This window comes from Janthinobacterium sp. 13 (genome assembly GCF_002749695.1).
GTDB classification, from domain to species: domain Bacteria; phylum Pseudomonadota; class Gammaproteobacteria; order Burkholderiales; family Burkholderiaceae_D; genus Janthinobacterium; species Janthinobacterium kumbetense.
On record NZ_PEEQ01000001.1, the window covers coordinates 232,545 to 257,494 of the forward strand.

General features: G+C 67.3%; 21 protein-coding genes. 16 read left to right on the forward strand and 5 right to left on the reverse strand.

Annotated features, from left to right (window positions below; translation table 11 throughout):
* Window positions 1–107: 107 nt before the first annotated feature.
* The 8 genes from CLU94_RS00950 (at window position 108) to CLU94_RS00985 (ending at window position 10,248) form a co-directional block, all read left to right on the forward strand.
* Window positions 108–1,256 carry an SIS domain-containing protein gene (locus tag CLU94_RS00950; RefSeq protein ID WP_099664232.1) on the forward strand — a complete coding sequence of 383 codons (1,149 nt, stop codon included), beginning with the start codon at window positions 108–110 and terminating at the stop codon, window positions 1,254–1,256.
* Window positions 1,243–2,196, forward strand: a complete 954-nt coding sequence (locus tag CLU94_RS00955; protein ID WP_099664233.1) for an ROK family protein — start codon at window positions 1,243–1,245, stop codon at window positions 2,194–2,196. The genes CLU94_RS00950 and CLU94_RS00955 overlap by 14 nt, the downstream gene beginning before the upstream one ends.
* A complete protein-coding gene (locus CLU94_RS00960) occupies window positions 2,196–3,539 on the forward strand; it encodes a D-tagatose-bisphosphate aldolase, class II, non-catalytic subunit (protein WP_218965334.1) in 1,344 nt (447 codons plus the stop codon). The genes CLU94_RS00955 and CLU94_RS00960 overlap by 1 nt, the downstream gene beginning before the upstream one ends.
* Window positions 3,540–3,574: 35 nt before the next feature.
* On the forward strand, window positions 3,575–4,342 hold the full coding sequence (locus CLU94_RS00965) for a DeoR family transcriptional regulator (RefSeq protein ID WP_034781637.1): 768 nt from the start codon (window positions 3,575–3,577) through the stop codon (window positions 4,340–4,342).
* A gap of 3 nt (window positions 4,343–4,345) precedes the next feature.
* Window positions 4,346–5,440 carry an N-acetylglucosamine-6-phosphate deacetylase gene (locus tag CLU94_RS00970; RefSeq protein WP_099664234.1) on the forward strand — a complete coding sequence of 365 codons (1,095 nt, stop codon included), beginning with the start codon at window positions 4,346–4,348 and terminating at the stop codon, window positions 5,438–5,440.
* Between the two features lie 50 nt (window positions 5,441–5,490).
* On the forward strand, window positions 5,491–7,278 hold the full coding sequence (locus CLU94_RS00975; RefSeq protein ID WP_099664235.1) for an MFS transporter: 1,788 nt from the start codon (window positions 5,491–5,493) through the stop codon (window positions 7,276–7,278).
* A 208-nt stretch (window positions 7,279–7,486) separates the two neighbouring features.
* Window positions 7,487–8,884, forward strand: a complete 1,398-nt coding sequence (locus CLU94_RS00980; RefSeq protein WP_099664236.1) for an amino acid permease — start codon at window positions 7,487–7,489, stop codon at window positions 8,882–8,884.
* Between the two features lie 77 nt (window positions 8,885–8,961).
* Complete coding sequence (locus CLU94_RS00985; RefSeq protein ID WP_099664237.1) at window positions 8,962–10,248, forward strand: DUF445 domain-containing protein; 1,287 nt, start codon at window positions 8,962–8,964, stop codon at window positions 10,246–10,248.
* A gap of 7 nt (window positions 10,249–10,255) precedes the next feature.
* On the opposite strand, the gene CLU94_RS00990 is transcribed toward CLU94_RS00985, so the two are convergent.
* From CLU94_RS00990 to CLU94_RS01000, 3 genes are read right to left on the reverse strand one after another with little or no spacing between them, the layout of a single operon-like run.
* Window positions 10,256–11,278 (reverse strand): LLM class oxidoreductase, encoded by a 1,023-nt coding sequence (locus CLU94_RS00990; RefSeq protein ID WP_099664238.1) that lies wholly within the window; start codon window positions 11,276–11,278, stop codon window positions 10,256–10,258.
* An 18-nt stretch (window positions 11,279–11,296) separates the two neighbouring features.
* Window positions 11,297–11,920 (reverse strand): glutathione S-transferase family protein, encoded by a 624-nt coding sequence (locus CLU94_RS00995; protein ID WP_099664239.1) that lies wholly within the window; start codon window positions 11,918–11,920, stop codon window positions 11,297–11,299.
* Window positions 11,917–13,314 carry an MFS transporter gene (locus tag CLU94_RS01000; protein WP_099664240.1) on the reverse strand — a complete coding sequence of 466 codons (1,398 nt, stop codon included), beginning with the start codon at window positions 13,312–13,314 and terminating at the stop codon, window positions 11,917–11,919. The genes CLU94_RS00995 and CLU94_RS01000 overlap by 4 nt, the downstream gene beginning before the upstream one ends.
* Before the next feature lie 123 nt (window positions 13,315–13,437).
* On the opposite strand from CLU94_RS01000, the gene gcvA reads away from it, so the two are divergent.
* The gene (gcvA, locus tag CLU94_RS01005) at window positions 13,438–14,340 is read left to right on the forward strand and encodes a transcriptional regulator GcvA (RefSeq protein ID WP_099664241.1); all 903 of its coding nucleotides are present in this window, start codon (window positions 13,438–13,440) and stop codon (window positions 14,338–14,340) included.
* A gap of 123 nt (window positions 14,341–14,463) precedes the next feature.
* On the opposite strand, the gene CLU94_RS01010 is transcribed toward gcvA, so the two are convergent.
* On the reverse strand, window positions 14,464–14,721 hold the full coding sequence (locus tag CLU94_RS01010) for a hypothetical protein (RefSeq protein WP_143451321.1): 258 nt from the start codon (window positions 14,719–14,721) through the stop codon (window positions 14,464–14,466).
* Window positions 14,722–15,155: 434 nt separating this feature from the next.
* Between CLU94_RS01010 and CLU94_RS01015 the strand changes: the two genes are divergently transcribed.
* The 4 genes from CLU94_RS01015 (at window position 15,156) to CLU94_RS01030 (ending at window position 19,759) form a co-directional block, all read left to right on the forward strand.
* Window positions 15,156–16,952 carry a PHA/PHB synthase family protein gene (locus CLU94_RS01015; protein ID WP_373610632.1) on the forward strand — a complete coding sequence of 599 codons (1,797 nt, stop codon included), beginning with the start codon at window positions 15,156–15,158 and terminating at the stop codon, window positions 16,950–16,952.
* A gap of 23 nt (window positions 16,953–16,975) precedes the next feature.
* Window positions 16,976–17,821, forward strand: a complete 846-nt coding sequence (locus tag CLU94_RS01020) for a universal stress protein (RefSeq protein WP_099664244.1) — start codon at window positions 16,976–16,978, stop codon at window positions 17,819–17,821.
* A gap of 101 nt (window positions 17,822–17,922) precedes the next feature.
* Entirely contained in the window at window positions 17,923–18,981 is a 1,059-nt protein-coding gene (locus CLU94_RS01025; protein WP_099664245.1) for an alpha/beta hydrolase, read from the forward strand.
* Window positions 18,982–19,060: 79 nt separating this feature from the next.
* The gene (locus CLU94_RS01030; RefSeq protein ID WP_099664246.1) at window positions 19,061–19,759 is read left to right on the forward strand and encodes an alpha/beta hydrolase; all 699 of its coding nucleotides are present in this window, start codon (window positions 19,061–19,063) and stop codon (window positions 19,757–19,759) included.
* A 9-nt stretch (window positions 19,760–19,768) separates the two neighbouring features.
* On the opposite strand, the gene CLU94_RS01035 is transcribed toward CLU94_RS01030, so the two are convergent.
* Entirely contained in the window at window positions 19,769–20,755 is a 987-nt protein-coding gene (locus CLU94_RS01035) for a magnesium and cobalt transport protein CorA (protein ID WP_099664247.1), read from the reverse strand.
* A 185-nt stretch (window positions 20,756–20,940) separates the two neighbouring features.
* Here CLU94_RS01035 and CLU94_RS01040 point away from each other — a divergent pair, with 185 nt between their 5' ends.
* From CLU94_RS01040 to CLU94_RS01050, 3 genes are all read left to right on the forward strand, one after another.
* Window positions 20,941–21,468, forward strand: coding sequence for a sigma-70 family RNA polymerase sigma factor (locus CLU94_RS01040; RefSeq protein WP_257218629.1), 528 nt, complete (start codon window positions 20,941–20,943; stop codon window positions 21,466–21,468).
* Between the two features lies 1 nt (window position 21,469).
* Window positions 21,470–22,438, forward strand: a complete 969-nt coding sequence (locus tag CLU94_RS01045) for a FecR domain-containing protein (RefSeq protein WP_099664249.1) — start codon at window positions 21,470–21,472, stop codon at window positions 22,436–22,438.
* 62 nt (window positions 22,439–22,500) lie between these two features.
* Window positions 22,501–24,921, forward strand: coding sequence for a TonB-dependent siderophore receptor (locus tag CLU94_RS01050; protein WP_257218630.1), 2,421 nt, complete (start codon window positions 22,501–22,503; stop codon window positions 24,919–24,921).
* The last annotated feature ends 29 nt before the right edge of the window (window positions 24,922–24,950 follow it).

Here is a 24,950-nt window from a genome sequence, read left to right on the forward strand (position 1 = left end):
CACTATTTCGCAAGTCGATTAAAAATTTACTTTCGTTTTACTTTCGTATTTGACTTTTCGAAATTTAGTATTTATGCTTTCTCCAACAAACACTTTACTGACACTCCATGACTACCCTTCTTCAGCGTGACATTCAAACCTGGCGCGACATCGGCGGCCTGCACACGGCCGAGGAAATCGCCCACCAGCCAGCCATCTGGCGCGCGCTGTCCGGCATTTTGCGCAACGAGCAAGCCAGCCTGGCCGCCTTCCTGGGCGACGCGCTGTCCAATCCGCAGCAGCGCGTCATCCTGACGGGCGCCGGCAGCTCGGCCTATGTGGGCGAGATCGTCGTCGATACCCTGAACGCGGCCTGGCCCGCGCAGATCCGCGCCATCGCCACCACCACCCTGCTGACACACCATGAGCTGTACCTGGAAGCGGATGCGCCCACCCTGCTCGTCTCGTTTGCCCGCAGCGGCGACAGCCCGGAAAGCCTGGCGGCCGTGGAACTGCTGCGCCAGGTCGTGCCCGGCGCGCGTTTCCTGAACATCACCTGCAACGCCGACGGCAAGCTGGCGCGCCAGGGCGCCAACGACAGCAACACCTATAACCTGCTGATGCCGGAAGGCAGCTGCGACCGCGGCTTCGCCATGACCAGCAGCTTTACCAGCATGCTGCTGGCGGCCCTGTCGGTGCTGGGCAAGGACACGGATCTCACGCGCCTCGACACCCTGGCGCAGCTGGGCGAGCAAGCCTTGCGCGACTGGTCGGCCCCCGTGGCGCAGCTGGGTTCAACACCCGTGCAACGCGTCGTCTACCTGGGCAGCGGCCCGCTGGAAGCGCTGGCCAAGGAAGCGGCCCTGAAAATCCTGGAATTGACGGGCGGCCGCGTGATGGCGATGGCGAATACCGCACTGGGATTCCGCCACGGCCCGAAATCGGCCGTCACCACGGAGTCGCTGGTAATCCTGCTGCGCAGCAGCAAGCCGCTGGCGCGCCAGTACGAAGACGACCTGCTGAAAGAACTGCAGCGCGACAGCGTGGCGCAGCGCTGCCTGACGGTAGGCATCGGCGGCGACTTATCTGCCAACTTAGCGGCCGATGCGCCGGCCTGGCCCGACGCCTGGCTGGCCCCTCTGTGGCTGCTGATGGCGCAGCAATATGCACTGCACCAGTCCGCGCTGCTGCAACTGCGCCCCGACAATCCATTCGCCGGCGGCATCGTCAACCGTGTCGTGCAGGGCGTCACCATCTATGGCCATGACCAATTCTAATCGCACAGCCGGCTACCACGGCATCGACATCGGCGGCAGCAAGATGGAGCTGGTCGCCTTTGCCGACCGCGACGGCGCGCTGACGGAAGTGTTCCGCGAACGGGTGGCCACGCCGGGCGACGATTTTGCCGCCTTCGTGCAAGCCATCGTCGACCTGGTGGCGCGCGGCGACGCCTCCCTGGGCACGACGGCGCCTGTCGGCATCGGCTTGCCCGGCGTGATCGACAGCGCCAGCGGACGCCAGCTCAGTTCCAACGTGCCGGCCCTGAACGGCCGCCTGGTGGCGCAAACCCTGCAGCAAGCCTTGCAGCGCCCTGTCGCCATCGGCAACGATTGCCAGTGCTTCGCCCTGTCGGAAGCGCAGGGCGGCGCGGCCGACAATGCCGCCAGCATGTTCGGCGCCATCCTCGGCACGGGCGCCGGCGGCGGCTACTGCGTGGGCGGCCAGCTGCTGCGCGGCTTTAACGGCGTGGCCGGCGAATGGGGCCACTGGAGCCTGCCCGCCACCCTGCTGGCGCAGCACGGCCTGGCCGAATACCCCTGCCCGTGCGGCAAGGCGGGCTGCCTGGAACGCTATGTCTCCGGACCCGCCATGCGCAAGCTCCACGCGCATTTCGGCGGCGACGGCGCCGAACCGCTGGCCATCGTGGCGCGCGCCAACATGGGCGACGCCGTGGCCCAGCGCACGGTCGCCGTGCACCTCGACGTGCTGGGCCACGCGCTGGCCGGCCTGGTGCTGGCCTACGACCCGCACGTCATCGTGCTCGGCGGCGGCTTGTCCAAGCTGCCGCACCTGTACGACAAGCTGCCGGCCGCCGTCAAGCGCCACCTGTTCCCCGGCGTGCACGTGCCGCCTATCCTGCCGCCCCGCTTTGGCGACGCCGGCGGCGCGCGCGGCGCGGCCCTTTTGATACGACAACATACAAAGGCGTCAACATGATGAAGCAAGCGGAAAACCCGACTTTTACCCTGTCCCCGATCCAGCAAGTGATCAAGGCGCACCGCCGCGGCGAGCGCGTGGGGCTGTACGCCGTCTGCTGCAGCCACCCGAGCGTGCTGCGCGCCGCCATGCGCGTGGCCAGCGAATACGACACCGTGCTGCTGGTCGAGGCGACCTCGAACCAGGTCGACCAGTTCGGCGGCTACACGGGCATGACGCCGGCCGTTTTCCGCGACACCATGCTGGCCCTGGCCCGCGAACAGGGCTTCCCCGCCAGCCGCCTGGTGCTGGGCGGCGACCATCTGGGTCCGAACGCCTGGCAGCACCTCGATGCGGCCACCGCCATGGACCATGCCGAAACCCTGATCGCCGCGTATGCGTCGGCCGGTTTCCATAAAATCCACCTCGATTGCAGCATGCGCTGCGTGGATGACCCCTTGCAGCTCGACGATGAAACCGTGGCTGCCCGTTCCGCGCGCCTGTGCATCGTCGCCGAGGAAGCGGCCGCCGCCGCAGGCTTTGCGCCGCCCGTCTACGTGATCGGCACGGAAGTGCCGATTCCTGGCGGCGAAGCGTCGCTGGCGCAGGCCGGCGCCGTCACCAGCCCGCAAGCGGCGCGCCGCACCCTGGACGTGCACCGCCGCGCCTTCCTCGACAACGGCCTGCATGGCGCCTGGCGCCGCGTCATCGCCATGGTGGTGCAGCCGGGCGTCGATTTCGACCAGAGCAGCATCCAGCACTACGATGCGGATGCCGCCGCCGAGCTGTCGGCCTTTGTCGCCGAGCAGCCTGGCCTCGTGTTCGAAGCCCATTCCACCGACTACCAGCGCGAAACGGCGCTGCACGCCATGGTGCGTGACCATTTCGCCATCCTGAAAGTGGGCCCTGCCGCCACCTTCGCCCTGCGCGAGGCGCTGTTCGCCCTGTGCCAGATCGAGGAAGAACTGCTGCCGGCGCACGCGACCTCGCAGCTGATGCAGGTGCTCGACGACGTGATGGTGGCCAAGCCGAAGAACTGGATCAAGCATTACCTGGGCACGCCGGAAGAGCAGCGATTGATGCGCCGCTACGGCTTGAGCGACCGTTGCCGCTACTACTGGGGCGAGCCGGAAGTGGCGGCCGCCGTCGGCAAGCTGCTGGCCAACCTGGACGCCGTGGCCATTCCGCTGCCGCTGCTGAGCCAGCATTTGCCGGAACAGTACCTGGCCGTGGTGCAGGGCAGCCTGCAAGCGCAGGCACCGGCCTTGATCGAGCACAAGATCGGCAGCTTGCTGGCGCAATATGCGCGCGCCTGCAACCGCAATGCGGCAGTCCCCGTCATTGCCGAAGCGGCAATCTGTTAAGCTCGGTATTTTCATTTTTTACTGAGCCCGCCACCATGCGAAATACCAGCCAACGCCGTGAATCCATCCTCCAAATGCTTGCCCAGCAGGGCTCGGTGCAGGTGACCGATCTGGTGGAAAAGCTCGGCGTGTCCGCGGTCACCATCCGCAGCGACTTGAATGCGCTGGAAGCGCAAGGCATGGCCACGCGCAGCCACGGCGGCGCGACCCTGACGCGCACGCCGCCGCCCGAGCACACGATACGCCAGAAGGACGCCATCAACCACGAGCAGAAGGAGCGCATCGGCGCCTACGCGGCGCGGCTGGTGGAACCGGGCGACAACATCATCATCGACTCGGGCACCACCACCATCTCGCTGGCGCGCCATCTGCGCGACGCCACGGGCGTGACGGTGGCCACGAATGGCCTGAACATCGCGTGGGAACTGGCCGATGCGCCCGGCGTGGACCTGATCCTCACGGGCGGCTTGCTGCGCAAGCAGTCGCTGTCGATCCAGGGCAGCCAGGCCGAGACCTGCCTGCAGGCCTACAGCTTCGACAAGCTGTTCCTGGGCGTGGACGGCTTCGACCTGCAGTTTGGCGTCACCACCCACCACGAAGCGGAAGCAAGCCTGAACCACAAGATGGTGGAACGGGCCAAGAAAATCATCGTCCTCACGGACGCCTCGAAGTTCGGCCGCGTCAGCCTGCACCGCATCGTGCAGCTGGACCGCGTCGATACCGTCATCACCGATGCCAGCATCAGCCAGGAGTACCGCGAAGGGCTGCAAAAGCTGGGCATCGAACTTTTTATAGCGGAATAACACATGCTGAGCGGCAGAATCCTTACCCCATCTGGCTGGATCACGGGCACCATCACCTTTGACCAGCGCATCGTCCAGATACAAGAAGACCCTGCCGCCGACAGCGCGCTGACCATCCTGCCCGGCTTCATCGACCTGCACGTGCACGGCGCGGCCGGCGTCGACATCATGGAAGGCGGCGACGCGGGCGCCACCGTGGCGCAGGTACACGCGCGCCATGGCACCACGGCCCTCTTGGGCACCACCCTGACGGCGAAGGAGCCGTCGATCCTGCGCGCCCTGCAAGGCCTGGCAGGCGTCATCGCCGAGCGCCCGGCCAACGGCGCGCGCATGCTGGGCGTGCACCTGGAAGGCCCGTTCCTGAACCTGCACCGCCTGGGCGCGCAGCCGCCCGACGTGGTGCAGGCCAGCCTGGCGCTGGTGCAGCGCTTCCACGCCATCGCCCCCATCAAGGTCTTGACCATGGCGCCGGAAATCCCCGGCCACCTGGAACTGATCCCGCAGCTGGCGGCCATGGGCATCCGCGTGCAGATCGGCCACAGCGCCGGCACGTATGACGAAGGCGTGGCGGCGCTCAACGCCGGCGTCTCCGGCTTTACCCACCTGTACAACGGCATGACGGGCATGACCCATTACGACCCCGGCATGGTGGGCGCGGCCCTGGCGCACGCCGAATACGCGGAAATCATCCCCGACCTGCAGCACGTGGCCAAGGGCGCCCTGCGCGCGGCCCTGCGCGCCATCCCCCGCCTGTACGGCGTGACGGACGCCACCTCGGCCACCGGCATGCCGGACGGCGAATACGGCCTGGGCACGCAGCGCGTCTACAAATGCCTGGGCTGCGTGCGCCTGGCCACGGGCTCGCTGGCCGGCAGCGTGCTGACCATGGACCAGGCCCTGCGCAATTTCGTCGACCTGGGCCTGGACCTGGCCGACGCCTCGAACCGCCTGTCGCTGTACCCGGCCGATTACCTGGGCGAATCCGAACGGGGCCGCCTGGCGCCCGGCGCCTGGGCCGATATCGTCGTCCTCGATGCCAACTTGCAGCCAGTGTCCGTCTTCGTCGAAGGCGCGGCCATCGATCTTTCCACCCGCTAGATTCAGTCTCTAGACCCAGCCCCCAACCTCAACCCCGTCCCGGAGTTTTCATGCACGACACGTCACACAAGGCCCCCGTGTGGGCCATGCGCTACCTGCTATTTATTGCCGGCATGGGGGGATTGCTGTACGGCATAGACATCGGCATCATCGCCGGCGCCCTGCCCTACCTGGAATCGACGGCGTCCGTGGCGTGGAAACTGACGGCCCAGCAGCTGAGCTTTATCGTTGCCGCCGTGCTGCTGGGCTCCGTCCTCTCCTCGCTGTTCGCCGGCGCCTTGGCCGACCTGCTTGGCCGGCGCTGGGTGATGTTCCTGGCCGGCGCCCTGTTCAGCGCCAGCATCCCGCTGATCGCGCTGGCCGACGGCTACATGCCGCTGCTGCTGGGCCGTCTGCTGCAAGGCATCAGCGGCGGCTTGATCGGCGTCGTCGTGCCCCTGTACCTGGCCGAATGCCTGCCCGCGCAGCAGCGCGGGCGCGGTGCCGCCCTGTTCCAGCTGCTGCTGACCATCGGCCTGGTGGCCGCCGCCCTGATCGGCCTGCTGCAGGCGCAGACGGTGGAAACGGCCACGCAGGCGGCGCAAGCGCTGCCGGAAGCGGGCCGCATCGCCGCCATTTTTGCCGCCAAGGACCACGCCTGGCGCAGCATCTTCTGGGTCTGCCTAACGCCGGGCCTGGTGTTTACCATCGGCGCGCTGCTGCTGGCCGAATCGCCGCGCTGGCTGGCGCAACGGGGCCGCATCGAACAGGCGCGCCAGTCGCTGCTGCGCACGCGCCTGCCCGCCGACGCCGACATCGAACTGCGCGAGATGCAGGATACGCCGGAAAATACGGCCAAGGCCGGCGGCAAGGCCAGGGATCCGCTGCTGAGCCGCCGCTACGTGCTGCCCTTCCTGCTCGCTTGCCTGATCCTCGCCTGCACGCAGGCGACGGGCATCAATTCCATTCTCGCCTACGTCGTCAATATCTTGAACCAGGCGGGCCTGTCGGGCGCCTCGGCCAACATGGCGGACGTGTTGTTGAAGGTGCTGAACGCCGTGATGACGGTGGTGGCCGTGCTGCTGGTCGACCGCAAGGGCCGCAAATTCCTGCTGATGCTGGGCACGGGCGGCATCGTCGTCTCGCTGCTGGCGGCCGGCCTGCTGTTCCGCGGCGCCGAAGCGCACCTGGCCGACGTGCGCCCTGCCATCGCGGCGCAGGTGCAAGCGGACAGCCTGGCCTTGCACCTCGATGCGGCCACCTTGGCGGCCCTGGGCGCGGCAACCGACGGCACGCCGCAGCAGCTGACCATCGCCTACGCCTACGGCCCGTTCACCAACGTGAAAAGCCTGCGCAGCGACGATCCCGTGCTGCGCCAGGTGACGATCGCCCGCGCGGACGCCGTGCAGGCCGACAGCGTGATCGGCGTGTTCTTCCGCAAGCTGCACCTGAACCCGTTCGCCGACCCGGCCGCCGGGCGCGAGGCGCCGCTGCGCATCGAGAAGGCCAGCCTGGGCCCCGTGCCCTCGTCCACGCACGGCTGGCTGGTGGCGATCGCCATCTGCGTGTTCGTTTCCAGCTTTGCCGTGGGGCCGGGCGTGTGCGTGTGGCTGGCCCTGTCCGAGCTGATGCCAACCCGCATCCGCTCGAACGGCATGAGCATCGCCCTGCTGGTGAACCAATTCGTCTCGACGGTGATCGCCGCCATCTTCCTGCCGACCGTGGGCTTGCACGGTTATTCGACGCTGTTCTTCTTTGGCGCCGGCTGCACCGTGCTGTACTTCCTGGCGGCGGCCTTCCTGCTGCCGGAGACCAAAGGCAAGACACTGGAAGAGATCGAGGCGCACTTTTCAAAGTAAGCCAAAGTAACCATTTGTAGCAGTCTCCTTTCCAGCCCCGGCCGCTTCCGGGGCTGTTTTTTTGCCCGCAAGACAAGCTTCCGGGCTGGCGCGCACGCCAAAGTACGGTTTTCCTTCTGGAATCTTGGCCGCCTGGGCTAGAATCTGGCTGCGTCGTGCTACTCACGAGGCGGCAATGGCGCCATGACAAAAACCACCAGGAGACACAGTGAGCTTATTTAGAACCAAGAATTTGGATGACATGATTGCCCACAGCAAGAAGCCAGGAGGTCTGGCCAAGGTGCTGGGGCCCTTCGACCTTGTCCTCATGGGCATCGGCGCCATCGTCGGCACGGGCATTTTCGTGCTCACCGGCACGGGCGCGCTGACGGCCGGCCCCGCCCTGTCGCTGTCGTTTGTCGTGGCGGCCGTGGCCTGCTGCTTCGCCGCCCTGTGCTACGCGGAATTTGCCTCCACCGTGCCGGTGGCCGGCTCCATCTACACCTACAGCTACGCCACCCTGGGCGAGCTGGCCGCCTGGATGATAGGCTGGGACTTGCTGCTCGAATACGGCCTGGCCGCCGCCGCCGTCTCCGTCGGCTGGTCCGGCTACTTCCAGTCGCTGCTGTCGGGCTTTGGCATCGCCCTGCCCGTCGCGCTCACCGCCGCGCCGGGCGCGCTGCCCGGCGTGACCACCTTCATCAACCTGCCGGCCCTCGTCATCATGCTGGCCCTGACGGCCATGCTGGGCTGGGGCGTGCGCGAATCGGCGCGCCTGAACAACATCATGGTGGCCATCAAGGTGGGCGTGGTGCTGCTGTTTATCATCTTCGGCGCGCGCCACGTGCAGCCGGCCAACTGGCAGCCCTACATGCCGTTCGGCTACCACGGCATGCTGAGCGCCGCCGCCCTCGTCTTCTTCGCCTTCATCGGCTTTGACGCCGTCACCTCGGCCGCAGAGGAAGTCAAGAAACCGTCGCGCGACCTGCCGATCGGCATCATCGGCTCGCTGGCCGTGTGCGCCGTGCTGTACGTGGTCGTCTCGGCCATCATGACGGGCATCGTGCCGTACCAGAAATTCCTCGGCGTCGACCATCCCGTCTCGCTGGCCCTGCAGTATGCGGGCGAAAACTGGATCGCCGGCTTCGTCGACCTGGGCGCCATCCTCGGCATGACCACCGTGATCCTCGTGATGGCATTTGGCCAGACGCGCATCATCTTCGCCATGTCGCGCGACGGCTTGCTGCCCAAGCGCCTGTCGACCGTGCACCCGCGCTTCCACACGCCGTTCTTCGCCACCTGGCTGGTCGGCATCGTCTTCGGCCTGATCGCCGCCGTGATCCCGCTCAACATCCTCGCCGAGCTGATCAACATTGGCACCCTGGCCGCCTTCACCATGGTGTCGGTTGCCGTGGTGGTGCTGCGCAAGAAGCGTCCCGACCTGCCGCGCGCCTTCCGCTGCCCCGGCGTGCCGTACGTGCCGGCGCTGGCCGTGATCCTGTGCGTGGGCCTGATGAGCTTCCTCAGCTGGGTCACCTGGGTGGCCTTCACCATCTGGCTGGTGATCGGCCTGGTCATCTACTTCGGCTACGCGCGTCGCCGTTCGCTGCTGCACCCGCCGCAGTAAAAAATCCCCTGCAGCGACATATCCTGTCGCTGCCCCAGTTAAGATGGCGGTCTCGCAACCACCGCAGGCCGCCATCCATGCAACGTTCCCCCGACCTCATCGCACAGCTGGACCAGAGCACGGACCAGCTCAAACGCGCGCGCCTGCGCAACATGCAGTGGCTGGCCGTCGGCTTGCTGCTGCTGGCCGCGCTGGTCTTCGCCGTGGCCCGCTCGCAGCGGGACGGCCATCCCGCCTGGGGCTACGTGGAAGCGTTCGCCGAAGCGGCCATGGTGGGCGCGATCGCCGACTGGTTCGCCGTCGTCGCCCTGTTCCGCCACCCGCTGGGCATCCCCCTGTGGCATACGGCCATCATCCCGAACAGCAAGGCGGACATCGGCCGCAGCCTGGGCGCCTTCGTGGAAAACCATTTCATTACCGAGCAAGGCATCGCCGAACGCATCGTGCAAGCCGACCCCGCCGCGCGCCTGGGCGCCTGGCTCGGCGACGAGACCCACGCGCGGCAGCTGGGCATGGCCAGCGCCGGCGTGGCGAAACAGCTGCTGGCGATGGCCGACCACGACACGCTGGGGCGTCTGCTGCGCGAGCAGGCCAGCGGCTACCTGGGCCAATTGAATGTGTCGGACGTGGCGGCCGACTGCATCGATGCGCTGATCGCCGACGGCAAGCCGCAGGAATTGCTGGACTTCCTGCTCGACCGCAGCGCCGCCTACCTGGACGATGAGCACCACCACGCCGCCATCGGCGACTTCGTGCTGGGCGCCTTCCAGATCGAGAACGCGCTGGTGAAAAAAGCCGTGAAGGCGTATGAGCCGCGCATGATCGCCTCGCTGCAGAAATTCGCCCTCGCCGTGCGCGTCGATCCGGCCCACCCGCTGCGCCAGCGCATCGCCGGCTGGATCGCCGACAGCGCGCTGCACCTGAAGGCCGACCCGCAGTGGCAAGCCACGGTGCGCCGCTACCAGCTGCAGCTGATCGCCAGCGACACGGTGCAAGCCATGCTGGGCGACGTCTGGAACCACCTCCGCGCGCGCCTGCTGGCCGACCTGCACGCCGACCAGCCCGTGCTGGCGCAAGCCATTGCCGGCCTGGCGCGCAACACGGGCACGGTGCTGGGCGCGGACCAGGCCGCGCGGGCATGGCTGAACGACGCCATCGTCGCCGGCAGCGGCGCGCTGGTGCGCCGCTACCGGGGCGAGGTGGGCGCCTTCATCGCCGCCCGCCTGGACCTGTGGAGCAAGGACGAAATGAGCGAGCGCATCGAACTGGCCATCGGGCGCGACCTGCAATTCATCCGCATCAACGGCACCGTCGTGGGTGGCCTGGCCGGTTTGCTGATTTATACGGCTACCCAGCTGTTCTAGGCCGCCTTCACCAGCGCGGCACGGCACTGGCCGGCGCCGCATGCGAGGGAAAATGCGGCAGCACTTCCTGCGCCAGTTCCTGCAGCACCTCCGCGGCCGGGCGTTGGCCATGCTGGATGCCCAGCGCCGCATGATTGACGCCAGCGTCCCGCCATTCACCGAGCAAGTCGATCAAGCCCTTGCGCCCCGTGCGCAGCACATAGCCGCTGCGCACGGGCGTGCGCGGGTAATCGGGGTCGTCCACCAGGTCCAGCCACTCGTTGCACATGTGCGGACGAAAGCCGCCATCGGGTATGCAGGCGCGCCAGGCGCGGATCTTGTCCGCCAGCCGGCGCGGCCCGTCCGGCGTATCCGTCGCTTCCGGATACGTCAGCCATCCATCGGCGTGGCGCCCTATCCACTCCAGCGGCTGGCCCGAGGAACTGGTGACGACGAGGGGAATGGCGCCCGCCACGGGCTTGGGCAGCAGTTCGAGGCCCGCCAGGCTGCCCAGCGGGCCGTCGATGCTGGCGGGACCTGCCTGCAGCAGCTGGCGGAACATGTGCACGGCCTGCGCATAGCGCGCGCCGCGCGTGGCATGCGGCACGCCATACGCGGGAAATTCGCTGGCCCGGTCGCCCGACGCCGTGCCCAGCACCAGGCGTCCGCCCGACAGCTGGTCGATGCTGGCGGCCGCCTTGGCCAGGTCGATCGGATGGCGCAGGGTGAAAATGGCGCTGCCCGTGGCCAGGGCCAGCGAGTCCGTGCGCGCCGCCAGATACGCCAGATAGGTCCACGGGTCGAACAGCTGGCCCGCGTCGCCGAAGCGCGGGTCGAACAGGGGAATGTCGCGCACCCAGGCGGCGGCAAAGCCTTGCCGGTCCATGGCGGCGACCAGGTCGGCCTGGCCCGCCAGCGCCTGCATGTCGCCCTGGTAAAAGCGCAGCGGCAGATAAATGCCGAGGGTGAGCGCGCCGGGCGCGAACATGCGGCGGTAGCCTGCATGGTGGGCAAACGCGTGCGAGGACGCGCCGCCGGTATCGATCGTCATATTGTTCCTTGATATAGGTCAAGCGCCCGTGGCGGGCGCGGGAAGCGTGATGCCCAGCTGCACGGCCGGACGGGCCGCCACGCGGGCGTACCAGGCGGCCACGTGCGGCCAGTCATCGAGCTTGAAGCCGACCAGGTCGGCGATGTGCAGCCAGCCGAAGCTGGCGATGTCGGCGATGGAATAGTCGTCGCCGGCCAGGTAGGCGTGATCCGCCAGGCGGCCATCCATGGTGGCCAGCGCGGCGTCGCACAAGTGGCGGAAGTGCGCCGTGGCGGACACGTTCGCGCCTGCGTCCGCGATCTCAAAGTGCACGCGCTGGCCCAGCATCGGCCCCATGCTGGCCGCGTGAAATTGCAGCCAGGTGATGGCGGCCCAGCGCTGCCGTGGCTGCGCCGGCAGCAAGCGCCCCGTCTTTTCCGCCAGGTACAGCAGGATGGCGGCCGACTCGAACACGGTGATGCCCGTGTCGTGGTCGACCAGCACGGGAATGCGCCCGTGCGGATTGAGGGCCAGGAAGGCGGGCAAGCGGTGCTCGCCCTGTTCGATGCGCACATGGCGCAATCGATAGGGCAAGCCCAGTTCGGCCAGCGCGATGGTGGCCTTGAAACCGTTGGGCGAGCTGTCGGTATAGAGCTCCATCATGACGCCGCCTCCTGGCGCGCGGCCTTGCCGGGCAGGATGGCGATGGCGCAGGCCAGGCCCGCCGCCACCAGGCAGGCGGAAACGAGGATGGCGCTGCTGTAGCCTTGCGCGGCCGTGCCGCCGCCGGCCAGCACGGCGATGCTGACCGCCACGCCCACGGCCAGGCCGACGGCCGAGCCGACTTCCTGCGTGGTCGTCAGCATGCCGCCCGCCAAGCCATGGTCCGCTTCCGGCACGCCATCGATGCCGGCCACCGTCCAGGCGGGAAATGCCAGGCCATAGCCGATGCCGGCCAGTACGGTGCCGGGCAGGATGGAGGCGGCCCACGACGCCAGCGTGGCCAGCGACGCGCCCAGCATGGCCAGGCCGCCGATGAACAGCAGCAGGCCGCCGACGATGACGGGCTTGGTGCCCCAGCGGGCGATCAATGCCGGTCCGGCCCACGCGCTGGCCAGCGTAAAGGCGACGGCCATCGGCAGCAAGCCCAGTCCCGTGCGCGTGGCGGAAAACCCCAGCACTTCCTGCATGGCCAACGCCACGACGACAAAAGTGGGGCCGAGGGCCGTGTTGGCCAGCAGGGAGACGACATTCGCGCCGCCCGTCGAGCGGCGCAGGAAGACGGCCAGCGGCATCAGCGGCGCGGCCACGCGCCCTTCCACCCAGACGAACAGCGCCAGCAAGGCCAGTGCCAGCGCGACCAGGGCAAACGTGAGCGGATGCGCCAATCCCACATGCTCGCTATTGGCAAAGGCAAACACCAGCGTCGCCGCGCCCGACGCCACCAGCAGTGCGCCCCACACGTCGAGCGAGCCGCCAGCCGCGGCGGCATCGGGCCGGCCCTGGGGCAAGGCAGGCGACAGGGCCAGCACCAGCAAGCCGACGGGCACATTGATCCACAGCACCCAGCGCCAGCCCAGCAGGTCCGTGATGAAGCCGCCCAGTATCAGTCCCGCGACAAAGCCGCTGGCCGCCACGGCCGTCCAGGCGCCGAGCGCCCGGTTGCGCTGCGCCGGCTCGGGAAATACGGCCAGCAGCAGCGAAAACGCGGCCGGCGAAAACATGGCGGCGCCGAAGCCCTGCAGCGCGCGCGTGGCCACCAGCATGGCCGGGCTGTGCGAAAAGCCGCCCAGCAGGGAGGCGGCCGTGAACAGCAACAGCCCCGCGATGAAGACGCGGCGGCGGCCAAACAGGTCGGCCGCGCGCCCGCCCAGCAGCAGGAAGCCGGCGATGGCCACGCCATACGCATTGATCACCCATTGCAGCCCGCCGGGCGTGAAGCCCAGGCTGTGCTGGATTTGCGGCAAGGGGATCATGGTGATGGAAAAATCGAGCAAGGCAACGAATTGCGTGGTGCACAGCAAAAGCAGGCAAAGCTGCCGATGTGAAAGTAACATGGAGATCCTATCGATATAGTTTTACTCGACGTCAAAAGAACGCCGAACTCCCCTATAATGCGTTTTCCAAGAGAGAAATAGAAACGATGTTTTTTCGCACTTGACTTTAGAAAAACTATATCGATGATCCATCCTTTACCGCTCCAGGCGCTGCGCGCCTTTGTCGAAGTGGGCCAGCGCGGCAGCATCAAGGCGGCCGCCGAAGCGCTGCACGTGACGTCGGGCGCCGTCAGCCAGCAAATCCGCCTGCTGGAAGAACGGGTCGGCATGCCCCTGTTTACGCGCGAACGCCAGGGCTTGCGCCTGACCGAGGCGGGCGCCAGGGTCCACCCCGCCCTGCTGGGCGCCTTCGCGCAGATCGCCGGCGCCAGCCAGGCGCTGGAAGACATGGGCGCGCGCCAGACGCTCACCGTCAGCACGGTCGCCACCTTTGCCGCCGCGTGGCTGGTGCCGCGCCTGGGCCGCTTCAACCAGCGCCATCCCCATATCGAAGTGCGCGTGGAAGCGACATCCGCGCTGGTCGACCTGCGCCGCGACCGGGTCGACGTGGCCTTGCGCCACGGCCTGGGCGACTATCCGGGCTTGCAGGTGACGCGTTTGATGGCGCCCGTGCTGGTGCCCGTCGCCAGTCCATCCCTGATGGCGGGCCAGCCGCCCATCGCCACGCCGGCCGATTGCCTGCGCTACCCGCTGCTGCACGACACGGACCGCGCCGACTGGCCCCTGTGGCTGGCCGCGCATGGCGCGCCGGACGGCAGCGAGGATGCGGCGCGGGCGCTGCGCGGCTCGGCCTTCGAAGATGATTTTCTGTTGATACGTGCGGCCGAGGCGGGCCAGGGCCTGGCCCTGGTGCCGCAGCTGTATGCGCAGGAAGAAATCGCCGCCGGGCGCCTGGTGCAAGTGCTGGACTTGCCGTGGCCCGCGCGCTTTGCCTACTACCTGGTGACGCGGCCCGACGCAGCCGCGCGCCCTGCCGTGCAGGCATTCATGGCATGGATTTGCGAGGAAGCGCAGGCCACGCGCTAAGTAATCCTCAGGAAATTATTGTCAATTCATGAAGGACAAGATCGGATGCCAGGCAAGGCGCCCGCTGCGACGCACAGCGCCGCTTATGGAAGCCAGAAATCGCAATCATTTACTGGGGCCTGCTTACAGCGCATGCCCCCCGGCCGCGCACGACACCACGCCGCACGCGGTGCTGAACAGCACCGGCACGCCGGCGCGTCCCATGGCGATGCAGCTTGCGGCGGGCAGCACGGCCAACAGCAGCGCCAGGTAGGCGAGCACCTGCAGGCGGCCCAGGGCCGGTCGCACAGCGCCCGCGGTATCGCGCGCCATGCCGCGCCTGAACGCCGTATTGCCCCTGCAGGCATCGGCCCTGCCGCTTGTCATCCAGTTCGTAAGCATGTCCCTCTCCTCGATTCCGGTTACCAGCCTGTCCCGCCGGCTTGAACGGCCTGCACGCCTGCTGGTCAGGCTGTAATGGCATTTTGCTGCATAAATTTACCAAATACAATAAATAAATCCAAAAAGAAACAATTTTTTTGGTTTGCCAGCATGCATCGTGGCGCAAAGAAATCCGCCTTGACAGAGTGTAAAATGGGGAACTGGACACTGGCGCCGCCATCGAGTCCGGGTATCGCCGCATGGAAAATTCAATTTTAATTATTGCAATCAGTAAATTCGTTGGAATGCATTTCGTTTATGCAGCAAACGGACTCTGCCATCCCGGCGGCAGGTTGCCGGCCGCAGGCATCCGGCCAAACTTGATGTAGATCATAATTTTTTGAACAAGCTCTTGCTATCCTGTAAAAAAATGACGGGAGCCCCGGATGAACAAGATGCAGTCGAGCAATGCGGAGCAAAAGTTTGCACACGAGCGCCTGGGCAGCGCCTGGCAAGGCGTGCCGGTTCCCGGCTATCCGGAAAGCGCGCCGGAAGGCGCCACGCTCGACCTGCTGCTGAACGCCTGGCTGGGCAAGTTCACGGGCGGCATTTCGCCGGCCGCGCTGGGCAACGCGTATGCCGACTGGCTCAGCCACCTGGCGCTGGCGCCATCGAAGCAGCAAACGCTGCTGCAGGAAGCGTGGAAGAAGATCGGCCGCTGGCAGCAATATGCCTGGCAATCGGCCCTGACCGGCGGCGCCGCCGAGCCGCCGTGCATCGCGCCGCTGCCGCAGGACCGGCGCTTCGACGACCCGGCCTGGCAACGCTGGCCCTACAATCTCGTCTACCAGGGCTTCTTGCTGCAGCAGCAGTGGTGGCACCGCGCCACCACGGGCGTGCGCGGCGTCTCGCCGCACCACGAGGATGTCGTCACGTTCACCGTGCGCCAGTGGCTCGACATGCTGGCGCCGTCGAACTTCCTGCTGACCAATCCCGTGGTGCAGCAAGCCACCCTCGCGAGCGGCGGCGCCAGCCTGGCGCGCGGCATGGTCCACGCGGCCGACGACTGGCAACGCGCCGCCATGGGCGCCGGCGCGGCCGGCGAAGCCACGTTCAAGGTGGGCGGAAACGTGGCCGTCACGCCGGGCAAGGTGGTCTACCGCAATGACTTGATCGAATTGATACAGTACGCGCCTGCGACAGAGAGCGTGCATGCCACGCCGCTGCTGTTCGTGCCCGCCTGGATCATGAAGTTCTATATTCTCGACCTGTCGCCGCATAATTCGCTGGTGCGCTACCTGGTGGGCCAGGGCCACACGGTGTTCATGATTTCCTGGAAAAACCCGCAGGAAGAAGACCGCGAGCTGTCGCTGGAAGACTACCGCCAGCTGGGCGTGATGGATGCGCTCGACGCCGTTGTCCGCATCACGGGCGCGCCGCAGGTGCACGCGGCCGGCTACTGCCTGGGCGGCACCCTGCTGGCGATCGCCGCCGCGACGATGGCGCGCGACGGCGATGCGCGCCTGGCCAGCCTCACCATGCTGGCCTCGCAGGTGGACTTCAAGGAGCCGGGCGAACTGTCGCTGTTCATCGACGACAGCCAGGTCAGCTTCCTGGAAGCGGCCATGTGGAAGCAGGGTTACCTCGATACGAAGCAGATGGCGGGCGCCTTCCAGTTGCTGCGCTCGAACGATCTGATCTGGTCGCGCCGCTTGAACCACTACCTGCTGGGACAAGATGAACAGGACAGCGACCTGATGGCCTGGAACGGGGACGCCACGCGCATGCCCTGCCGCATGCATTCGGAATACCTGCGCCGCCTGTTCCTGCACAACGACCTGGCCGAAGGCCGCTACCGCACGGCAGGCCGCCACATCGCCCTGCCCGACATCGATGCACCGATCTTTGCCGTCGGCACCCTGACGGATCACGTGGCGCCGTGGCGCTCCGTCTACAAACTGCAGCTGCTGACCGACACGGACGTCACCTTCCTGCTCACCTCGGGCGGCCACAATGCGGGCGTCGTCTCGCCGCCGGGCCAGCCGCGCCGCAGCTACCAGCTGGCCACGCACCGCCACGACGCGCCCTATGTCGACGCGGACAGCTGGCAGCGCGACGTGCCGCACCATGACGGTTCCTGGTGGCCCGCCTGGCAAGCCTGGCTGGCGCAGCAAGCGGGCGCGCAAGTGGCGCCGCCGGCCATGGGCCCCGACCTGGGCGACGCGCCGGGCAGCTACGTGCTGCAGACCTGACAACTGACAACCGAGGAAACGCCATGCCCTACACCACCCTGCTGGTCCACGTCGACAATTCCCGCCACTGCGCCCAGCGCATCCGCCTGGCCGTGCGCCTGGCCATCGCCGAAGGGGCGCACCTGATCGGTTCGGCCATGAGCGGCATCTCGCGCTATGCATATGGCGGCGGCGTCAACGCGCTGCAGTTTGCGCCGGCGCAGATGCAGGCGCTGCGCACCCAGGCCAGTGTAGCCTTGCACGACTTCGAGCGCATCGCGCGCGAGGAAGGCCTGGGCGCCTACGAAACGCGCTTCGTCGACGACGACGCGCAAGGCGCGCTGCTGCTGCAGGCGCGCTACTGCGACTTGCTGATCCTGGGCCAGACGGATGCGCAGGATACGCCGTCGCGCGTCATCGCCGGCACGGCCGAATACCTGATGCTCCATTGCGGCCGGCCCGTGCTGATGGTGCCGCACGCGCCCTCCGCCGCGCCGGCGGGCGCCGCGCAGCATCCGCTGCTGGCCTGGAACGGCAGCGCCGAAGCGCTGCGCGCCATCACCGATGCGCTGCCGCTGCTGCAAAAGGCGCGGCAAGTCACCCTGGCCGTCGTCAATTCGCACGCCCAGCCGGCCGCGCACGGCGAGCAGCCGGGCGCCGACCTGGCCCTGTACCTGGCGCGCCACGGCGTCAACGTCGAGGTGCTGCAGCACGACACGCCGCCGGGCCAGGACGTGGGCACGGCCCTGCTGGCCATGGCCGCGCAGCGGCGCTGCGACCTGGTCGTGATGGGCTGCTACGGCCACATGCGCCTGCGCGAAGCGCTGCTGGGCGGCGTCACGCGCACGGTGCTGCAAGAGACGACGTTGCCGGTGCTGGTGTCGCACTAGCGCGACCGGCGGGCCTTCAGCCTTCCTTCACCCGCCCCTCATCCGCGCTTCATGCGCGGCGGCGACACTGCTCATGCCCTCACCCACACCAGGAGTACAGCATGAGCAAGACACCCGGCGCCCCCGCGCATTTCCACGCCCGCAGGCACTTTCTGTCGGGGATGACAGCGCTGGCCGGCCTCGCCGCATGCGGCGGCAATTCGCTGCCGCGCGCACCCGCCGTGACGGACCGGCAGATCGGCGTCGCCCCCGGCGTCAGCCTGCACGTGCGCGACTGGCCATCGGCACGGGGCGGCAGCGACGACGTGATCGTGCTGCTGGCCGGCCTGGGCGCCAATGCGCATGCGTTCGACAGCCTGGCGCCCGCGCTGGCGCGCCGCCACCGCGTGCTGGCCATCACGCGGCGCGGCTACGGTTCATCGAGCAAGCCAACGCCCGCCAGCGCCGCCAGCTACTCTCCCGCCACTCTCGTGGCCGACCTGCTGGCCGTGCTGGACGCGCTGAAGGTACAACGCATCATCCTGGCAGGGCACTCCATCGCCGGCAACGAGCTGACCCTGTTCGCGGGCAGCCACCCGCGGCGCGTGCGGGGCCTCGCCTACCTGGACACGACCTTCGATTACCTGGCCAGCGGCGGCTATGAAGAACCCGCACCGACGCCCTGCGACGAACCGACGCCCGGCCCGGCCGACCTGGCATCGCTGGGCGCCTCGATCGCCTATGCCAGGCGCATCAACAAGCAATGGTGGCCCGCGCTGGAAGCGAACTGGCGCGATGCGCTGGAAGTGCTGCCCGACGGTTCGGTGCGGCCGAACACGCCGCCCGCCATCGCCAGGGCCATGGACGTGGCCGCGCACAATTTTTCGCCCGACTACCGCCGCGTGCGCGCGCCGGCGCTGGTCGTCACCGTCGATCCCGGCACCTTGCGCAACCTGTTTCCATGGCTGTTGCAAGCCGATCCCGCCACCCGGGCCGCCGCGCAGGAAGTACTCGACTTTATCCGGCCGCTGCGCCTGGCCGACGGCGAGCGCCTGGCCGCCGCCCTGCCCGGCAGCAGCCACCTGGTGATACGCAACGGCTTCCACAGCGATTTCTTCATCGAATACGAGAGCACGGTGGTCGACGCCATCGAGGCCATGCGCTGGGAAGGTCTACAATAGGCATGCAGCCAGCCGCCGCGCAGTGCCTTTTCGAACACGGCGCGGTCTTCTCCGTTTCCCTTGTCCCAAGGAGTTCCGCATGAGCAAGCAAGCCACCATCGTCCTCGTCCACGGTTTCTGGGGCGGCGCCGCCCACTGGAGCCGCGTCATCGTCGAATTGCGGCGCCACGGCCACACGGCCATCCGCGCCGTCGAACTGCCCTTGACGTCGCTGGCCGACGACGCCGAGCGCACGCGCAAGATGGTGGCGCAGGTCGATGGCCCGGTGTTGCTGGTGGGACACTCCTACGGCGGCGCCGTCATCAGCGTGGCCGGCAATGCGCCGAATGTGGCGGGCCTCGTGTACATCGCCGCCTTTGCCCCCGACGCGGGCGAAAGCCCGGGCAGCATCACGCAGGAACACCCGCCCCTGGGCGCGGCCAGCCTGGAAGGCGACAGCGACGGCTATCTGTGGGTCAAGCCCGAGCAATACCATGACAGCTTTTGCCAGGACCTCGACGCGGAAGAAGGCGCCGTGCTGGGCGTGGTGCAGAAGGCGCCGCTGGCCAGCACCTTCGGCGACACCGTCAGCGACCCGGCCTGGAAACATAAGCCCAGCTGGTACCAGGTGTCCAGCGCCGACCGCATGATTTCCCCCGTCAACCAGGAGCGCATGGCGGCGCGCCTGCAAGCGAGAAAGGTCATCACCCTGAACGCCAGCCACGCCTCGCTGGCTTCGCGCCCCGTGGAAGTGGCGGCGCTGATCCTGGAGGCGGCGGGCGCGGTGGCCGCAGCGTAAGCTTGCCGGCTACAGCCAGCCTTCGCGCTTCAGGCGGCGGTGCAGCCACCAGCAGCCGGCGATGATGACGACGATCACGGCCGGATAGCTGCCGCGCCACTTCAGCTCCGGCATGAATTCGAAGTTCATGCCGTACAGGCTGAAGACCATGGTGGGCACGGCCAGGATGGCGGCCCAGGCGGCCAGACGCTTGACGACCTCGTTCTGGCGGATGGAAATCTGCCCCAGCGCCACCTGCATGGCCGAATTGACCAGCTCGCGCATCTGCCCCGCCGTATGCGTGACCCGTTTGACGTGGTCGAGAATGTCGCGGTAATAGATGCGGTTTTCCTTGGGCACGATATCGCCATGGAAACGGATCAGCTGGGTGCAGATGTCATGCAGGGGATTGACGGCCGCGTCGAGCTTCAGCAGCTCCGTCTTGAGCTGGTAGAAATCCTGCAGCTTGTCTTCGCTCAAGCTGGGCTTGAACAGCTGCAGCTCATGGTGCTGGAAGCGGGCCTGCAAATGGTCGATGCAGGGCTGATACTGGTCGACGATGAAATCGATGATGGAATACAGCACGTAACCGGGACCGCTGGCCAGCTTCTCGGGCATGCTTTCCTTGCGTTCGCGCAACTTCGCATAGCCGGCCGAGGCGCCGTGGCGCACCGTGATGATGAAGCGGGGGCCGAGAAAGACGTGGGTTTCGCCGTAGACGATGGCCTCGCCATCCAGCGTGGCCGTGTGCATCACCATGAACAGGGTGTCGCCGTACTCTTCCAGCTTGGGGCGCTCGTGCGCGCCCTGCGCATCCTCGACGGCCAGTTCGTGCAGGCCGAAGGCCGCCTGCAGCGCGTGCATGGCCGTGACGTCGGGGCTGGCCAGGCCGATCCACACGAAACAATCGGGGTCGCCGAGGAAGTCGCCCACCTTGTCGATATCAAAGTGCGCGATCTTCTTGCCGTCGCGATACGCTTCGCAATTGACGACGGCGGCGTGGGTACTCAGGTCCATGGTGTTTTTCGGCCAGGGGCAGCAATATTGGGGGGCCAGTATAGCGGAAAGCCCATGATTGCCATGCCAATCCGGCTGCCGCATTGACATTCGGGCACGTCAATGTAAAATGAGAACCATTCGCATTTAAGAAGAGCCTGCATGCGCCAGCGGCACGGGACTTCCGCGCCAACCTGGAGTGTGCCGTGACGTATGCCGTATCGCCTGCCGCCGATTCTCAAAGCCCCATGTCATTGAGTCAGCTGTATGGCCAGCACCATCCGTGGCTGTTGCGCTGGCTGCGCGGCAAATTGTCCTGTACGGATCACGCGGCCGACCTGGCGCAGGATACCTTCATCAAGCTGCTGGCCACGCCCGGCGAGCGCGCCGTCACCCTGCGCGAGCCGCGCGCCTACCTGACCACCGTGGCGCGCCGCCTGCTGATCGACCATTACCGCCGCCAGTCGCTGGAGCAGGCCTGGCTGGCCACCCTGGCGCAGCTGCCCGCCCCCGTCACGCCGTCGGCGGAAGACCGCTTGCTGATCCTGGAAACCCTGCACCAGATCGACGCCATGCTCGACGGCCTGGGGGCAAAGGTGCGCACGGCCTTCCTGCTGTCGCAGCTGGAAGGCATGGCGTATGCGGACATCGCCGTGCGCCTGAAGGTAAGCGAGCGCACCGTCAAGCGCTACATGGTGCAGGCGTTCGAACAATGCATCCTGCTGCTGGCCTGACATGAGCGCGGCCCTCGATGCACGCGCCGCGCGCGAAGCGGCGCACTGGATGATGCGCCTGCAAGGCGGCGAACTCGACGCTGCCGCGCAACAGGGGCTGGCCCGCTGGCGCGCCGCCCACCCCGACCATGAGACGGCGTGGCAGCGGGCCGAGCAAGTGTGCCGCACCTTCGGCATGCTGCCCCCGCCGCTGGCCATGCCCTTGTCCAGGCAAGTGCTGGACCGCCCGTCCGGCACACAGCGCCGCGCCGTCCTCAAGACCCTGGCCGTGCTGATCGTCGCCGGCCCAGCCGGCTGGGCCATGCTGCGCGTGGCGCCATGGCAGGCATGGACGGCCGACCTGCGCACGGCGACAGGCGAAATCCGCCACCTCACCTTGGCCGACGGCAGCGGCCTGAGCCTGAATACGGCCAGCGCCGCCGACGTCGTCTTCGGCGCGTCCCTGCGCCTGGTGCAGCTGCGCGGCGGAGAGATACACGTGGCGACCAGCCCCGATCCCCTCGGGCGTCCCTTCATCGTGCGCACCAGCAACGGCAGCATCCGCGCCCTGGGCACGCGCTTCACGGTGCGCCAGGACGACAGCCTGCTGGGCGCGCGCACCCACGTGGCCGTCTCGCAGGGCGCCGTGGAAGTGCGGCCCGCCGAAGGCCGGCCCGTCACCGTGCAGGCGGGCTGGCAAGCCAGTTTCGATGAAACGGCCGCCGGCGCGCCGCAGCCGCTGGCGCCGCACGCAGCCGCCTGGCTCAAGGGCTTGCTGTACGCGGACGACACGCCGCTGGAGCAGGTGCTGGCGCAGCTGGCCCGCTATCGCCACGGAGTGGTGCGCTGCGATCCGGCCGTGGCGCGGCTGCGCGTGTCGGGCGTGTACCAGCTGCGCGACACGGACGCCCTGCTGGCCCTGCTGCAAGCGTCGCTGCCCATCCGCGTGCGGCGCCACAGCCGTTGGTGGATTTCTGTCGAGCCCGCATAAGAATTTTTGAGAAGAATGTCCCTTTCCGTCATGTGCCCCGTCAATCCACACAGGACCAACACATGAACGAAGGGAAACAAGCAATGAAGCACTACCGCCACACCAGCATCACCCTGGCCCTGCTGGGCAGCCTGGCCTTGATCGCGCCCGCATCCGCCCAGCAGCAACCGCAACAGGCGCCCGCGCGCCACTACCAGGTGGCCGCCGGCCCCCTCGGTGCCGTCCTGTCCGCGTTTGCGGCCGACGCCGGGGTTAGCATTTCCGGCGCCGCCAGCCTGTATGCGGGCTTGAACAGCCGCGGCTTGAACGGCAACTACCAGGTGGCCGACGGTTTCGCCCGCCTGCTCGATGGCAGCGGCTTATACGCTGTCGACCAGGGCGGCGGCCACTACGCCGTGCGCAAGCTGCCTTCGGCGGCCGACGCTGCCACCCTGCCCGGCATCGCCGTGCGCGCCACGGCCGAGCGCAGCACGAGCACGGAAGGCACGGGCTCGTACACGACGCCGGCCACGGCCAGCGCCACGGGCCTGGTGCTGTCGCTGCGCGAGACGCCGCAATCGGTCAGCGTCATCACGCGCCAGCGCATGGACGACCAGGACTTGCTGACGGTGCGCGACGTGCTGCGCAATACGCCCGGCATCGCCGTCAACCAGTTCGACACGGAACGCAGCACCTTTTCCGCGCGCGGCTTCGACGTCGACAATTTCCAGTACGACGGCGTGCCCACCACGTATAAGGTGCAGTATTCGGGCGGCGAGTCGGAAATGGATTCGCTGATCTACGACCGCGTGGAAGTGACGCGGGGCGCCACGGGCTTGCTGACGGGCGCCGGCTACCCGTCCGCCTCGATCAACCTGGTGCGCAAGCGGGCCAGCGCCAGGCAATTCGAAGGGCAATGGTCGCTGGCGGCCGGCTCGTGGAGCGATTACCGGGGCACGCTCGACCTGGCTGCGCCGTTGAATGCCGACGGCTCCGTGCGCGGCCGCGTGGCCGGCGCCTGGCAAGACCGCAAGTCGTTTACCAATGGCTATTCGAACCAGCGCCAGCTCGTCTACGCCACCGTCGAAGCGGACCTGGCGCCCGGCACCGTGGCCATGCTGGGCGCCAGCTACCAGAAGAACGACCCGAAAGGCAGCAACTGGGGCGGTTTCCCCCTGTGGTACAGCGACGGCACGCGCACCAATTTCGACCGGTCCGTCACGACGGCGCCCCGCTGGGCCGCCTGGGCCACGGAACAGACGAATGTGCACGCCACCGTCGAACATGCGCTGGGCCAGGGCTGGAAAGCGCAGGCGCAAGCCATGTACAGCAAGCACACGGAAGACACGCCGCTGGTGTTCCTGGCGGAGCGGCCCGATAGAATCACGGGCCTGGGCATGCTCGGCTACCCGAACCGCTACATCGGCGCGCGCGACCAGAGCAGCGCCGACGTGAAGCTGTCCGGCCCGTTTACCCTGGGCGGACGCCAGCATGAAGTCATCGTCGGGGCCAACTACACGGTGCAGCACGCCGAGTTCAGCGTCAAGGAAGCGCTCGACCCTGAACCGATCGGCAATTTCCTCGCCTGGGATGGCAGCTACCCGCAGCCGGCCTGGGGCGAACTCGTGCTGTCGGAAAAATACACGACCAAACAATATGGCGCGTATGGCGCGGCGCGCCTGAACCTTGCCGACAACACCAAATTGATACTCGGCGGGCGCTTGAGCCGCTGGGACAAGGACCGCATCGGCTTTGACGGCAGCGCCCGCTTTGCCTTCGCCAAGAGCAAGTTCGTGCCCTACGCGGGCGTGGTGATCGATCTCAATGAGACATACTCGGCCTACGCCAGCTATACGGACATCTTCCGCCCGCAGGAAAACCAGGACCGTACGGGCGCCTGGCTGGACCCGCTGACGGGGCAAAGCATGGAAGTGGGCTTGAAGGGAGAACTGGCCGGGGGCCGGGCCAACGGTTCCATCGGCATCTTTGAAATCAAGCAGGACAAGCTGGCCCAGCCGGACGGCGCGCATAGGATTCCCGGCACCACCACGCAGGCGTACTACGCGGCGCGCGGCGCCACCAGCCGCGGCATCGAGGGGGAATTGTCTGGCCGCTTGGCGCCGGACTGGAACGTGACGGCCAGCGCCAGCCACTTCCGCGCCAGGGACCGCGAGCAACAGGATATCAACACCCTGTCGCCCCGCTCGACGGCGCGCCTGTTCACCACCTGGAAGGTAAAGCCCAACCTCACGGTGGGCGGCGGCGTCAACTGGCAAAGCAAGTTCTACTTTGACGACGAAGGCCCGAACGGCAAGGAAAGAGTGACGCAGGAAGCCTACAGCACAGTCAGCCTGATGGCCACGTACCAGCTGTCGCGCCAGTTGACGGCCCAGCTGAACGTGGAAAACGCGCTGGACAAGAAGTACATCAACATCAACACCTACGCACAAGGCACGTATGGCATGCCGCGCAGCGTGCGGGGGACGTTGACGTACCGGTTCTGATATCGCATCCAACGGCATAACACGCCAGG